10 protein-coding genes are annotated in these 14,426 nt (G+C 50.1%); 4 read left to right on the top strand and 6 right to left on the bottom strand.

All coding sequences use genetic code 11. The features are described 5' to 3' along the window. Nucleotides 1-17 precede the first annotated feature (17 nt). Nucleotides 18-2,264, top strand: coding sequence for a cellulase family glycosylhydrolase (locus tag MYF79_RS10015; RefSeq protein WP_247813744.1), 2,247 nt, complete (start codon nt 18-20; stop codon nt 2,262-2,264). Nucleotides 2,265-2,892: 628 nt separating this feature from the next. On the opposite strand, the gene hutI is transcribed toward MYF79_RS10015, so the two are convergent. From hutI to MYF79_RS09990, 5 genes are all read right to left on the bottom strand, one after another. Next, nucleotides 2,893-4,119 carry an imidazolonepropionase gene (hutI, locus tag MYF79_RS10010; RefSeq protein ID WP_247813743.1) on the bottom strand — a complete coding sequence of 409 codons (1,227 nt, stop codon included), beginning with the start codon at nt 4,117-4,119 and terminating at the stop codon, nt 2,893-2,895. A gap of 3 nt (nt 4,120-4,122) precedes the next feature. Then, nucleotides 4,123-5,787: a urocanate hydratase gene (gene hutU / locus MYF79_RS10005; protein WP_247813742.1), complete on the bottom strand. Its 1,665-nt coding sequence runs from the start codon at nt 5,785-5,787 to the stop codon at nt 4,123-4,125. Next, nucleotides 5,765-7,333, bottom strand: a complete 1,569-nt coding sequence (gene hutH, locus MYF79_RS10000) for a histidine ammonia-lyase (RefSeq protein ID WP_247813741.1) — start codon at nt 7,331-7,333, stop codon at nt 5,765-5,767. Before hutH ends, hutU begins: the two co-directional genes overlap by 23 nt. Nucleotides 7,334-7,353: 20 nt before the next feature. Then, nucleotides 7,354-7,839: a MarR family winged helix-turn-helix transcriptional regulator gene (locus tag MYF79_RS09995; RefSeq protein WP_247813740.1), complete on the bottom strand. Its 486-nt coding sequence runs from the start codon at nt 7,837-7,839 to the stop codon at nt 7,354-7,356. Between the two features lie 153 nt (nt 7,840-7,992). Then, nucleotides 7,993-8,382 (bottom strand): SET domain-containing protein, encoded by a 390-nt coding sequence (locus MYF79_RS09990; protein ID WP_199657444.1) that lies wholly within the window; start codon nt 8,380-8,382, stop codon nt 7,993-7,995. Between the two features lie 73 nt (nt 8,383-8,455). Here MYF79_RS09990 and MYF79_RS09985 point away from each other — a divergent pair, with 73 nt between their 5' ends. Both MYF79_RS09985 and mgtE read left to right on the top strand, forming a co-directional pair. Beyond that, complete coding sequence (locus MYF79_RS09985; RefSeq protein ID WP_247813739.1) at nt 8,456-9,349, top strand: bestrophin family protein; 894 nt, start codon at nt 8,456-8,458, stop codon at nt 9,347-9,349. Between the two features lie 51 nt (nt 9,350-9,400). Continuing rightward, nucleotides 9,401-10,777, top strand: coding sequence for a magnesium transporter (gene mgtE, locus MYF79_RS09980; RefSeq protein ID WP_247813738.1), 1,377 nt, complete (start codon nt 9,401-9,403; stop codon nt 10,775-10,777). 1,051 nt (nt 10,778-11,828) lie between these two features. Here the strand turns inward: mgtE and MYF79_RS09975 are convergent. Continuing rightward, the gene (locus MYF79_RS09975; protein WP_247813737.1) at nt 11,829-12,359 is read right to left on the bottom strand and encodes a histidine phosphatase family protein; all 531 of its coding nucleotides are present in this window, start codon (nt 12,357-12,359) and stop codon (nt 11,829-11,831) included. A 220-nt stretch (nt 12,360-12,579) separates the two neighbouring features. Between MYF79_RS09975 and glmS the strand changes: the two genes are divergently transcribed. Next, nucleotides 12,580-14,418, top strand: coding sequence for a glutamine--fructose-6-phosphate transaminase (isomerizing) (glmS, locus tag MYF79_RS09970; RefSeq protein ID WP_247813736.1), 1,839 nt, complete (start codon nt 12,580-12,582; stop codon nt 14,416-14,418). The last annotated feature ends 8 nt before the right edge of the window (nt 14,419-14,426 follow it).

The following is a 14,426-nucleotide window of genomic DNA, read 5'->3' as shown; positions in this document are numbered from 1 at the left end:
TCAAAACAACTATCCACATGAAAAAGAATGGAAGACGCCTTTCTTTCAAACTTGCGGCCTTACTGTTATGCCTGACAGGCATCTGGTCTCAGGGCCACGCACAGACACCGGTAGCCAGGAATGGCCAGCTCCAGGTGATCGGCACAAAACTATGCAACCAGTACGGCAATCCCATCCAGCTCAGAGGCATGAGCACACATGGTATCCAGTGGTATGGCTGGGGAAGCTGCCTGACAGCAGCCTCTCTCGATGCCCTTGCCTACGACTGGGGTGCAGACGTACTGCGTATCTCCCTGTATGTACAGGAAGGTGGTTATGAAACCGATCCTGCAGGTTTTACCGCCCAGGTGAACCGCCTCATCGAAGAAGCTACTGCACGTGGCATGTATGCGCTTGTTGACTGGCATCAGCTGACGCCAGGCGATCCAAACTACAACCTCTCCAGAGCGAAAACCTTTTTCTCGGCTATCGCCAACACACACAAGAACAAGAACAACATCATCTACGACATCTGCAATGAACCTAACTCAGGCGCTACCTGGGCTAAGATCAAAACCTATGCAGACCAGATGATCCCGTTTATCCGTGCTATTGATAACGATGCCGTTATCCTTGTAGGTACCCACGGATGGTCCACCATGGGCCTTTCCGGCGATGGCTCCCTGCAGGATATCCTCAACAATCCGCTGCAGTATCCTAACGTGATGTATACCTTTCACTTCTATGCAAAGGATCACCGCACGGAATACCTGAACCAGCTGAATACAGCGTCCGACAGACTTCCTGTGTTCGTAACCGAGTTTGGTACACAGGAAGCAAGCGGCGATGGGCCGAACGACTTTGCCATGGCGCAGCAGTACATCGATCTGATGCGCAACAAGAAGATCAGCTGGACCAACTGGAACTACTCGGACGACTTTCGCTCAGGCGCCGTATGGGTAACCGGTACCTGCTCCAACGGTCCATGGACCACTGCCAGGTTAAAACCTGCAGGCGCCTGGGTGCGCGAGCGTATGCTGAACCCTGCAGATGATTTCCCGGGCGGTAACGTGTGTGTGCCGGTATCGGCCAGCGCTAATGATGGCAACGTACCAGCCAACGTCCAGGACAATGACTACAACACCCGCTGGTCTGCCGAAGGCGATGGCCAGTGGATACAGTTCTGTCTCGAAAGTATCACTACTGTTTCCCGCGTTGACATCGCGTTCTACAACGGTACACAACGGCAAACCATCTTCGATATCTTAACCAGCACAGATGGCATCAGCTGGACAGCCGCTGCCACAGGCCTTCGCAGCAGCGGTACCTCCAATGCCCTGGAAACATTCACCTTCTCAGCACGCAGTGCAAAACACGTAAGGATACTGGGACACGGTAATACCGTTAATGCATGGAACAGCCTGACCGAAGTAAAGATCCTTACATCATCTTCTTCAACGCAGACCGCCCTTGCTCCTCTACAGGATGCTTATGTCAGGAATGGTGATTATGCATCTACTACCTACGGCACTACTGATCCTGCTGTACTGATGTCAAAACTGAATGTTGCCACCACAACGGGTTACGACCGCCAGGCTTTCCTGCGTTTCGACGTAAGCAGCGTAAGCAACATCTCGTCCGCAGTACTGAAAGTATTCGGGAAGATTGAAGATAACCGTGTATCCAATATTCCGGTAGGCGTTTATGCCGTAGGCAATACCACCTGGACTGAATCGGCACTGACATGGAACAATAAGCCTGCGGCTGGCACATCGGCATTGCAGACAACAACAGTGACCGATTCCACCGGCAGATACTATTCATGGGATATCACCAGTTATGTACAAGCCGAAAAAGCGGCTGGCCGTAATGGCATTTCCCTTGCCCTGCTGAGCAATACCGTTGCTGATCCGCGCATTATGTGGCGATCAAAAGAGGCTGGCCTGACGGCGCCTCAACTGGTGATCACTACCAATACATCCGCAGCAAAACTGGCAGCTACGGCTCCCTTGCATGAGCCAGTGAAACTTACTACTTCCCTGACCAGCTATCCTAACCCATTTGGCGATAACAGCACTGTCAGCTTCTTCCTCGATAAACCAGCTGACGTAGTATTGGCTGTATACGACATCAATGGCAAGCAGGTGGCTGTGCTAAAACGCGGCCGTCTGGACGCAGGGCAGTACAACAGCAGCTTCGCAGGCAATCATCTGCCTAAAGGCGTGTATACAGTGAAACTGACTTATGGTGAAAAAGCCATTACACGTAAGGTTGTAAAACAATAACAAGTCATCAGCTTTGCCAACCACCTATAGAACCGTCTCATGAAAATGAGGCGGTTTTTTATTGAGACTTTTTCCGGTTAATCTGAAAATGCTATATGTCAAAGAACGTTTTCTATAACGTGATGCATTGCGGACTTTCACATACGCCATAATGCAGTGTCATACAGGGCATAAGCGGTATTTAAAAACGTCACTTAACTGCAGGTTCCTGTCTCCTGGCTACACGATCCGCACTATTTCCGAACGACAATGCAATGTTAAAGAGGATATGAAAACTGTTCAAAAAAAACTATACGAGACGGCAAAAATGGCTCACGAGGTGACAAAATCGCCTCATAAGAGCCCTTCTACTTTGCATCACAAAGCATAAATACAGGATAGCGTGTGATATAATGAGCGTGAGTAGTTGTCAGATAAGCTGCTCCGCCAGTAGCTGCGGTGGCAATCACAAACAGATGCGCCATATTGCGAAGTTGTTTACAACATGGAAGGGGTAATATGGTTCGTTAGGGATTCGTTTGAATAAGCTTTGAGATGGCTTTATCTTACGTTCATCTTACGTGAAAGACGTGAAATGAACGTAAGATAAAGCTATCTCAAAGCCTATCGAAACGAATCTCTAACGAATTCATTTTATCCGCTCCCCTTCTTTCCAGACCCTTGTTGGTTTCATTTTACCCTGGTAGTACAGGATGTCGCGGTAGTCGGCGCAGGGATATGCCTGCATATCTGCCAGGAAGCCGGGGGCGAGTTGTCCGATGTGGTGAAGTTGTAAGGCTTTTGCAGCGCGGGTAGTGAGGGCTGCAAACACTTCTGCTGTAGATAATTTCTCTGCCGCACTTAGCACTGCGGCCTGCAGTAACAGGTCTCCCATGGGCGCGGAACCGGGGTTCCAGTCGCTGGCAATGGCTACCGTTGCTCCTGCATTCAATAGTTTTCTTGCCGGTGCATAATGCATACCCAGCCCTAACGAAGCGCCGGGCAATACAACTGCAACGATATCTGCAGCTGCCAGTAATGCAATAGCAGCATCATCACTGGCTTCCAGATGATCCGCAGAAAGCGCGCCCGCTGCTACTGCAACGGCGGTACCGCCGGTTGAGAACTGATCGGCATGTACAGTGGCTGCAAAACCCATGTCAGCAGCCTGTTGCAGGAAGTGTTTGGCAGGGCCGGAGGTGAATGCAGTTTCTTCTATGAAGACATCAACACGATGTGCCAGTTGTTCTGATTGAATAAGGGGCAATAAGGAGGTAATGATCCAGTTAAGATACGCTTCTTCGCTTCCTTCGAAGTCTTTTGGCCGCATATGCGCTGCCAGGCAGGTGGGGATCAGTGTAGCTTTTGTATGACTGGCTGCATCCTGGATGGCACGCAGCATATTCAGTTCTCCTTCCAGGTTCAAGCCATAGCCACTTTTTACTTCGATGGTTGTAACGCCTTCGTGTAAATGCCGGTTTGCGCGGGCTACTGTATTGTTCATCAGAGTTTCCTGGTCGGCCGCTCTTGTCTTCATCACTGAATCCCATATACCGCCGCCTGCACGGGCTATTTCAAGATAAGACTTACCCGCAATGCGCATCGCATAATCCCTGTTGCGGGAACCATCGAAACAGATGTGTGTATGGCAGTCTATGAAGCCTGGCAACAACACAGATGGCACGGTGATATGTGTGACATCACAATCAGGGTACTGACGTTGCAGGGCTTTAAAATCGCCCACCTCCAGTATTCTGCCACCGTCTGTTACAACACCGCCATGTTCGATGGCCAGCAATTGTTCATCGTGCAAAGCTCCTTTCAGGGGGAGGTTTGTGAGCGGTAATATCTGTGAAAAGGGGCCAATCAGTTCCATACTTCAGATATTGAATTTTCTGGCTGTTTCCTTTGCTTCTTCGTAACCTGCATCTGCATGACGGAAGATGCCAAGCGCCGGATCATTGAACAATACTCTTTGCAAACAGGTGGCGGCACGGTCTGTACCATCTGCCAGTATTACCATACCAGCATGTTGTGAGTAACCCATGCCTACACCGCCACCATGATGGAAAGATACCCAGGTAGCGCCACCACCGGTATTGGCCATGAGGTTCAGCAATGTCCAGTCAGACACTGCATCAGAGCCGTCTTTCATCGCTTCTGTTTCCCTGTTGGGAGATGCTACTGAGCCACAGTCCAGGTGGTCGCGCCCAATTACAATGGGTGCTTTTACTTTGCCTGTTCTGACCAGCTCATTGAAGATCAGTCCTGCCTTTTCCCGCTCTCCCAATCCCAGCCAGCAGATGCGGGCGGGTAGTCCCTGGAAGGCTACCTGTTCCTGTGCTTTCTTCAGCCAGTTGATCAATGCTTTATTCTCGGGGAATGCTTCCATTAATGCCTGGTCAGTGGTATAAATATCCTGCGGATCACCTGATAATGCGACCCATCTGAAAGGGCCTTTCCCTTCACAGAATAATGGACGGATATAGGCGGGTGTAAAGCCGGGGAAATTAAATGCATCGGGTTCTCCCCCTTCACGTGCAAATTCACGCAGGTTGTTACCGTAGTCGAAGGTAACCGCTCCTTTCTTCTGCAGGGCCAGCATATAACCTACATGGCGGGCCATACTTTTCAATGCGCGTTGTTTATATGCAGCAGGGTCTTTCTTACGCAGATCAGCGGCTTCCTGTAAAGACATTCCATTGGGTATATAACCATTCACCGGATCGTGTGCGGATGTCTGGTCTGTTAATACATCAGGGATGATATTGTCTTTTAACAAAGTTTCCAGCAGATCGCCTGCATCGCTTACCAATCCGATGGAAAGGGCTTCACCTTTGGCTTTGGCATCCATCGCCCAGGCAATGGCTTCCTCATAAGAATGCGTGATACGATCAATATAACGGGTAGCTATTCGTTTCTGAATACGTGATTCATCTACATCTGCACCGAGGAACACAGCGCCTGCCATTGTAGCCGCCAGTGGCTGAGCGCCGCCCATACCGCCTAAACCGGCTGTAACTACCAGTTTACCCTTCAGGTCAGCATTGAAATGTTGTTTACCGCAGGCTACAAAGGTCTCATATGTTCCCTGCAGGATGCCCTGTGTACCGATGTAGATCCAGCTGCCGGCGGTCATCTGACCGTACATCATCAGCCCTTTCGCTCTTAGTTCATTGAAGTGTTCCCAGGTAGCCCACTTGGGTACGAGGTTGCTGTTAGCCAGCATTACACGTGGCGCCTGCGGATGTGTGCGCACCACACCTACGGGTTTGCCCGACTGCACCAGCAAAGAGTGATCTTCATCCAGTTCAAGCAGTATCTCAATGATCTTCTGTAATGCTTCCCTGTTGCGTGCTGCCTGGCCAATCCCACCATATACCACCAGTTCATCAGGGTTCTCTGCTACTTCATGATCGAGGTTGTTCAGCAACATGCGTAGAGGCGCTTCCGTTTGCCAGGAGCGGGCATGCAGCTGGTTACCACGGGGAGCTTTATAGTGCGGGTGTGCCGCATAGGTTTTAATAAATTCCGAACTGGTCATGATAAATACCGTTTAGTGATAATTGATTGTCCAGGGCCGCTTCGTTGGCCACTTTTACCAAAGACTGATCAGCTACAATCGTGTGCAGCTGTCGTATATCATTCGCAAAGATCCTGTCTTTTGCTGCGAAGGAAACTGTTTCACGTACAAAGGCGTGAACAGCTTCGAGGATGGGACCAGATTTCAGGGGACGCCTGAAATCGACCGCCTGTGCAGCATACAATAGTTCTATTGCCAGTATATATTCGAGATTGTCGATTACCTGGTGGAGTTTGCGGCCACTGATAGAGCCCATGGAAACATGGTCTTCCTGGCCAAGGGATGTGGGTACGCTATCGGCGCTGGCAGGGAAACAAAGGGTTTTATTCTCCGTCACCAATGCAGCAGTAGTGTACTGTGGTATCATAAAACCGGAGTTCAGGCCGGCGTCTTCTATCAGCAATTTGGGCAGTCCGTAACGACCTTCAATCATCATATAGCAACGGCGATCGGAGATATTGCCTAATTCTGCAGCAGCTACGGTAGCATAATCCAGCGGTAAGGCAAGTGGCTGTCCATGAAAGTTGCCGCCACTGATGGTATCTTCTGCACTGAAGATGATAGGGTTGTCTGTCACAGCATTCAACTCAATAGTAGTCAGGTCGCAAAGGTGCAGCCATGCCGTGCGGGAGGCGCCATGCACCTGCGGCATACAACGCAGGGAGTAAGGGTCCTGCACACGGCCACAGTCAACATGCGCAGCCATAATACCGGAGTTTTCCAGCATGGTCTTCAGCCGGTGCGCTACCAGCTGATTGCCGGCGTAGGGCCTGATAGCATGCAAACGAGGATCAAAGGGGCGGGAGGTGCCCATCAATCCTTCGAGCGACAAAGCCCCGATAATGTCTGCCGCTTCCAGGGCATTATGCATCCGCTGTAAAGCAGTCACGGCAAAGGCCAGGATGAACTGTGTACCATTGATGAGCGCCAGTCCCTCTTTGGGCCCCAGCACCACAGGCTCCAGTCCTTCGGCCCGTAAGACCGCAGCTGCCGGCCGGCGTTGTCCTTTATAATAAACTTCGCCCAGGCCTATCAATGGCAGGAAGAGATGAGACAGGGGCGCCAGGTCGCCGGAGGCGCCTACAGAGCCTTTTTCAGGCACTACGGGAGTAACATGATGTTCGATGTGCCAGATGATGCGTTCAAGCGTAGCCAGCGCTACACCGGAATAGCCTTGTGCCAGCGCATGTACTTTGGTGACCAGCATAACGCGGGCCACCATTTCCGGGATAGGATTACCTACGCCTACGCTATGGCTCTGAAGAATGTTGTATTGCAGGGCGCGGGTATCTTCTTCGGATATCTTGGTATCGCAGAGGGGCCCAAAACCTGTATTGATACCATATACGGTACTGTGTGCCGCTACAATGGCCTGTACATGCGCGGCACTGGTTTTTATGCGTTCAGTCACCTCCGGTACCAGTACGCCGGGAAGGCGGCCAGCCGCCACATCCAGCGCTTTACCTACGGTAAGCTGATCAATTCCGTACTTGAATTGGTGTATCATTGTTGATTGATTGAATCGGATTAGTTTTTCATTGACGCCAGGATCCGTATGGATAAAGGTGTTTCCTGCACAGCACTTTCCACCTGCGATACCGCCTCGAGCAGTAACCTGCTTTGCTTATGTTCTTCTGTCAGTTCTTTCATGGCTTCCGTGATAGCGGCCCATACAGGTTGTACCTGTTGCAGCAGCTCTTCCCCTTTCTTACTGAGCATGACCAGTTGCCGGCGACCATCATCCGGACAGGGTGCTGTCTTCACCAGGCCTTTCTTTTTCAGGCCGGTGATCAGCTGACTGACGGCGGAATGAGAGACCTCCAGTTGTTCAGCAATGTCAATGAGGGGAATGTTCTGCTGGCGGGACAATATGTAGAAAACGGGAAACCAGCTGGCGTCAAAGGCAATACCAGACTGCTCATATACCTTATTGACCTCCATCAGGAAATATTCGCTCAGCCGTCTTAAACGGCTACCAAAGACCAGGTATCCTAAAGAAGCATAAAAACTCATAAGGCAGAAATTATATAAGCGCTTATATATTTTAGTACAATAATAAGGAATTTCTCAATTCCTTATTTATTTCTTCAGGGAGTTTGCTTTCCGGCTGGTGAAGGCTTTTCCGGCTGAGACCTGTGAAGCGGTACTAAATGGCCCTTTGCGATACTATTTCTTCTTTACATCGAACCATACAGGCGATGTATCAGTCACATCCCCATTGTAGTTGATGCACAACTCCTCTCCTTTCTTGATCTCCCGGCGGGTGATAATGCTCATTGTTTCAGCATCAAAGTCCATTTCGTATTCGCAGTTAGGCTCGTAGGAATGGTTGTAGATGGAACAGAAACCGAGCGCTATACAGGATCTGGTTTCGCGTGCACCCCACAGGAAGATGTAATTGTGCAGTTTAGTTTTATCGACAATCGCTGTATCGTCGTAAGACAGAACAAGTACAGGGGAAGTTTCTATGCGGGTACCGGCTGGTATTCTATCTTTTGTAAACACACCGCGGCCCTTGCCTTTTGTCTTGTCGACGTATAAATATGGCTTGATCATAATGTAATGTAAACGAAGCGTAAAATAAAGGTAAAGCAGGAAGTTATCAAAATCATGTGTAAAATTTTTAGGTTTGCGTAAATCTCTTAAGAAAAATATGATCGATTACAACCCGAAAGCCTGGTTTACCTTTATATTCCGCTTCCATAAAGCAGACACTGTCAGGAAGCTGTTCCCAATGTTTATAGCCCTGTCTGCCTATTCCGCATTGATCGCCTTCCTTGAGCTGGAGCTCCTGAGGATATCGCCCAATAGTGACCTCAAGCAGATCACGTTAATCCATTCATTACTGGGCTTTGTGATATCGCTGTTGCTGGTATTCCGTACTAATACGGCCTATGACCGGTGGTGGGAAGGGCGTAAGTTATGGGGTGGCCTTGTGAATAACAGCCGCAATCTTTCCCTCAAACTAGCGGCAATGCTGCCGGCTTCCAATACGGCTTCCCGTGAGTACTTCCGGCTTATGATACCCAATTTCGCCTTTAGCCTGAAGAACCACCTGCGTAACAAGTTTGTTGTTGAAGAACTACAGCTGCCCGCGGGCATACAGCTACAGGCCGATAAGCATATACCTAACCAGGTAGCCGGTTTGATAATGGCGCATGTTCATGAGCTATACCGCCAGGGACAGCTCTCCGGAGAACAGCTGATCACCATTAATGCGGAGCTGCAATCCTTTACTGATATCTCCGGCGCCTGTGAGCGGATCAGGAATACACCTATCCCCTTCTCTTACAGTGTCTTTATCAAGAAGTTCATCTTCTTCTTTGTAATGACCCTGCCACTGGGCTATGTCTTTACGCTTCATTACCTTATCATACCTGTAGTAGTATTCATTTTTTACGTACTGGCCAGCCTTGAGCTGATTGCTGAGGAAATAGAAGACCCCTTCGGATTGGACGCGAATGACCTGCCCACGGACACGATTTCTGCCAATATCCGTAAACATGTGGCAGAGATATTGTGATGTAGCACCTCAACTTTGTTTAATTTCGCCTCACTGACAGCATTTTGGAATATGGAAAATGAAGCTTTACAGGAAAAATTTGAGACGCTGGTCGCTGAGCAGAACTACCCGGAACTGAAAGTGTACCTGGATGACCAGCTCATCACAGACATAGCCGAGCTCATTCACGAGGCGCCGGACCATGCTGACGTGATAATAAACCACTTGTCCATAGGCCGTGCTGCGGCCGCCTTCAGGATCCTGGAGTTCCATGTACAGGAAGACGTGATCCGTGAACTGCCGGCCACCAAAGTAGCGGAGCTGCTCAATGAACTGCCGGCGGATGACCGTACAGCCTTCCTCGGTGAGCTGCATAGTGATGTAGTGAAAGAGCTGATCAAACTACTGGACCCCGAAGAGCGTAAGATCACCCTCAGCCTGCTGGGTTACCCTGAAACGAGCGTAGGACGTATCATGACGCCCGATTACATAGCCGTAAGGGAAGAATGGACAGTGAAGCAGGTATTGCGCTACATCCGGGAATATGGTAAAGACAGTGAGACCATTGACGTGATCTATGTAGTAGACGAAAAAGGTAAGCTGATAGATGACTTCCGTATCAGGGAATTCCTGCTGGTATCGCCCGATACGGTAGTGCATACCCTGATGGACGACCGTTTTGTGGCCCTGCATGTGAATGATGACCAGGAAGAGGCGATACAGGTATTCCGTATGGAGAACCGTGTAGCGCTGCCGGTAGTCGACGATGCCGGCATCCTGCTGGGTATCATCACGATTGACGATATCCTCTGGATTGCCAATGAAGAACATACTGAAGACATCCAGCGTATTGGTGGTACCGAGGCCCTGGATGAGCCTTACCTCGATATTCCCTTAATGAAGCTGGTGAAGAAGCGGATAGGATGGCTGGTGATATTGTTCATTGGAGAAATGCTGACGGCTACTGCCATGGGGTTCTTTGAGGATGAAATAGCCAAAGCCGTTGTACTGGCCTTATTCGTTCCCCTGATCATCTCCAGCGGTGGTAACAGCGGTTCACAGGCATCAACCCTTATTATACAGGCAATGGCGCTTGGAGAGATCACTATTGCCGACTGGTGGAATGTAATGAGGAGGGAAATCATTTCAGGATTATTGCTTGGCAGCGTACTGGGTATCATTGGTTTCACCCGCATATTGCTGTGGAACTCCTTTTTCCACACCTATGGCGACCATACGATCCTCATTGGTATAACGGTAGGACTGTCTTTGATAGGCGTTGTGCTATGGGGAACACTCTCAGGCTCTATGTTACCATTGATCTTAAAAAGGCTCGGGGCAGATCCCGCCACATCTTCTGCTCCTTTTGTGGCCACACTTGTAGACGTAACGGGACTATTGATCTACTTTTCAGTCGCGTTTGCGCTCATGAAGGGAATTCTGTTGTAAGATATTTTGTATTACAATCACGCTCCGGAGCGGGATATTTGCGGCCCCGAGTGATAAGCCCGCGAATCAACAATAACACGAAACACCAATACCTCCGCCAGGAGCGGCATGTTTGTAGCCAGGGGTGATAACCCGAGGATTCATGGATCAATGAGGGACCAATAGCTCCGTCAGGAGCGGCGTGTTTGTAGCCAGGGGTGATAACCCGGAGATTCATGGATCAATGAGGAACCAATAGCTCCGTCAGGAGCGGCGTGTTTGTAGCCAGGGGTGATAACCCGGAGATTCATGGATCAATGAGGAACCAATAGCTCCGTCAGGAGCGGCGTGTTTGTAGCCAGGGTGATAACCCGGGGATTCATGGATCAATGAGGGACCAATAGCTCCGTTAGGAGCGGCGTGTTTGTAGCCAGGGGTGATAATCCGGGGATTCATGGATCAATGAGGGACCAATAGCTCCGTTAGGAGCGGCGTGTTTGTAGCCAGGGGTGATAACCCCTGGGATGCGGGAATGGGACGCGGGAATGTGGGATGTGGGACGTGGGACGCGGGGACGTGGGATGCGGGAACGTGGTTGCGGACCGGAATGATAACCCCGCGAATCAACAATAATACAAAACACCAATACCTCCGCCAGGAGCGGCATGTTTGTAGCCAGGGTGATAACCCGGGGATTCATGGATCAATGAGGGACCAATAGCTCCGTTAGGAGCGGCGTGTTTGTAGCCAGGGGTGATAACCCCTGGGACGTGGGACGCGGGACGCGGGAACGTGGGAACGTGGGGACGTGGGGACGCGGGACGTGGGACGTGGGACGCGGGACGTGGGACGCCGGAACGTGGGACGCCGGAACGTGGGATGCGGGAACGTGGGACGTGGGAACGTGGGAACGTGGGAACGTGGGAACGTGGGAACGTGGGAACGTGGGATGCCGGAACGCGCCCCCGGGGAACAACCAACAACACGAACAACCATCAATCACAATGATCCGGACAATGCAGCAAACAAGGAAAACAACGGGATGCCCCGGCAACGGCCCCCAATAGATTTATTACTCATAACTCATTCTCCTGCACCTCACACTATCCCTGTACTTCTTCACAACGAACAAACTACTATAATCTGTCCCTTCTATAGAATCGACCTTCGGTTTTGCTTTCAGCGAATGCATGATAGGCAGCAGTGTGTTACTATGCCCTATCACAAGCAACTTCTTTCCCCAGTCGTGGTTACGGGTGATCTCGTACAACAGATCTTCCCCTGTGGAATCGGGCAGGTAAGACGCCGTATCAATCGCCAGGTACTGGCAAATAGAATCTGCTGTCTGAATGCTGCGCTGGTAATGTGTAAAATAGACTTTTTGTATCCCTGAGTCCTGTAATAACCTGTAGAGTGCTCCTGCCCTGCGATGCCCCGCCTCCGTCAATGCGGAATCTTCACCAGCGCCTTGTTCAGCATGGCGCACCAGGTAGAAGGTGCCGGTAAGGAAGGTACTGTCTTCAGCAACCGGAATAGGTTGCCTTTCAGGTGGAGGTGGATCACATGCCAGGCAGCATAGTAATATTATTACAATGTATCTCATAGGACCTCGTGTTCGATTAAGGGGTACAAATTACGAATTTTCTCAGCAGGCATGCAATTTGATAAGTGTGATTGGCCTAAAACACATAAGTATTGTTACTTATACGGCTAAAAGAATGAGTCTCACGCTGTTATTCTGAGCCATTCTTCGCAATCTTTTGTACGTTTTTCACATTTTTTATCCATATTGCACGTCTTATCCATGTAAACTGAAAAACTTTATGTGCGGAATAGTTGCTTACATAGGCCAGCGAGAAGCCTACCCCATCGTATTAAAAGGATTGAAAAGATTAGAATACCGCGGTTATGACAGTGCCGGCGTGGCCTTGCTCAACGGCAGCGGACTAAAGGTCTACAAGAAAAAGGGCAAAGTAGCCGAACTGGAAGACCACCTCAGTGGCAAGGACGTGCGCAGCCATGTAGCCATCGGCCATACCAGATGGGCCACCCATGGAGAGCCGAGCGACCGGAACTCACATCCACATACCTCCGGCAGCGGCAGGCTGGCCATGATACACAATGGTATCATAGAGAATTATTCCCAGCTCAAACAGGAGCTGCTGAAAAAAGGCCATGTTTTTAAAAGTGACACCGATACAGAGGTACTTATCCACTTCATAGAAGAAATACAAAAAAGCAATCAGTGCGGACTGGAAGAGGCCCTGCGCATCGCTTTGAAAAGGGTGGTAGGCGCTTATGTGATCGTACTGGTAGACGAAGACAATCCCGATACACTTATCGCCGCCCGTAAAGGCAGTCCCCTGGTGATCGGTGTAGGCAAGGGAGAACACTTCCTGGCCTCCGACGCCTCTCCGATCGTGGAATACACCAAGGAAGTGGTGTTCGTGAACGATTATGAAATTGCTATTATAAAGGCAGACGAACTGATCCTGAAAAATATCTCCAATGAACGTCAGACCCCTTACATCCAAAAACTGGATATAGAACTGGCTGCTATTGAGAAAGGTGGGTATGATCACTTCATGCTGAAAGAGATCTTCGAACAGCCACAGACCATCTTTGACAGTTTGCGTGGCCGTTTGGATGCGAAGAACGGTACGCTTACCCTGGGTGGCATCCGGGAGCATGCAGCGATGCTCAGTAAAGCCAAGCGTATTATTATAGTAGCCTGCGGTACCTCCTGGCACGCGGGGCTGGTAGCCGAATACATGATTGAAGAATTATGCCGCATTCCTGTAGAGGTCGAGTACGCTTCCGAATTCAGGTATCGCAACCCCGTAGTAGGCGAAGGCGATGTGATCATAGCAGTATCCCAGTCGGGCGAGACAGCAGATACGCTGGTGGCTATTGAAAGCGCCAAACAAAAAGGCGCCATCATACTCGGCGTGTGTAACGTGGTAGGATCTTCTATCGCACGTCTCTCCCATGCCGGTGCTTACACGCATGCCGGTCCGGAGATCGGTGTAGCCAGTACCAAAGCATTCACCGCTCAATTGGCGGTACTTTGTATGATAGGCCTGAGAGTAGCACAGGAAAAAGGCACCATTACAGAGCAACGCTTCCAGCACTTGCTGGATGAACTGGATACTATTTCGGAGAAAGTAGCAACCACCCTGAAACTGAACGACCAGATCAGGCAGATAGCTGAGAAATATAAAGACGCCCGCGACTTCCTTTACCTGGGCCGTGGTTACAACTTCCCTGTGGCACTGGAAGGGGCGCTGAAACTGAAAGAGATCTCCTACATACATGCAGAAGGTTATCCGGCAGCAGAAATGAAGCATGGTCCTATTGCGCTGGTGGATGAAAACCTGCCGGTTGTTTTTGTAGCTACCCGTGACAGCTATTACGAGAAAGTAGTATCGAATATCCAGGAAATAAAAGCCCGTAAAGGTAAAGTGATCGCAGTAGTCACAGAAGGCGACCAGACCATTCCCGGTATGGCAGATGATGTCATTGAAGTACCGGCGGCAGACGAACTGGTGGCGCCTATCATCTCGGTTATTCCGCTGCAACTGCTCGCTTACCATATTGGCGTACTGAAAGGATTTGATGTAGATAAGCCGAGGAACCTTGCAAAATCAGTGACAGTAGAATAATCAATAAC

Origin of the sequence: Chitinophaga filiformis, from assembly GCF_023100805.1 — a bacterium.
Classification (GTDB): domain Bacteria; phylum Bacteroidota; class Bacteroidia; order Chitinophagales; family Chitinophagaceae; genus Chitinophaga; species Chitinophaga filiformis_B.
This window is presented reverse-complemented; position numbering and strand designations above follow the sequence as displayed.

Coding starts and splice junctions, on each gene's coding strand:
- MYF79_RS10015 (WP_247813744.1), top strand. CDS start 18: ATGAAAAAGAATGGAAGACGCCTTTCTTTCAAACTTGCGGCCTTACTG.
- hutI (WP_247813743.1), bottom strand. CDS start 4,119: ATGGAACTGATTGGCCCCTTTTCACAGATATTACCGCTCACAAACCTC.
- hutU (WP_247813742.1), bottom strand. CDS start 5,787: ATGACCAGTTCGGAATTTATTAAAACCTATGCGGCACACCCGCACTAT.
- hutH (WP_247813741.1), bottom strand. CDS start 7,333: ATGATACACCAATTCAAGTACGGAATTGATCAGCTTACCGTAGGTAAA.
- MYF79_RS09995 (WP_247813740.1), bottom strand. CDS start 7,839: ATGAGTTTTTATGCTTCTTTAGGATACCTGGTCTTTGGTAGCCGTTTA.
- MYF79_RS09990 (WP_199657444.1), bottom strand. CDS start 8,382: ATGATCAAGCCATATTTATACGTCGACAAGACAAAAGGCAAGGGCCGC.
- mgtE (WP_247813738.1), top strand. CDS start 9,401: ATGGAAAATGAAGCTTTACAGGAAAAATTTGAGACGCTGGTCGCTGAG.
- MYF79_RS09975 (WP_247813737.1), bottom strand. CDS start 12,359: ATGAGATACATTGTAATAATATTACTATGCTGCCTGGCATGTGATCCA.
- glmS (WP_247813736.1), top strand. CDS start 12,580: ATGTGCGGAATAGTTGCTTACATAGGCCAGCGAGAAGCCTACCCCATC.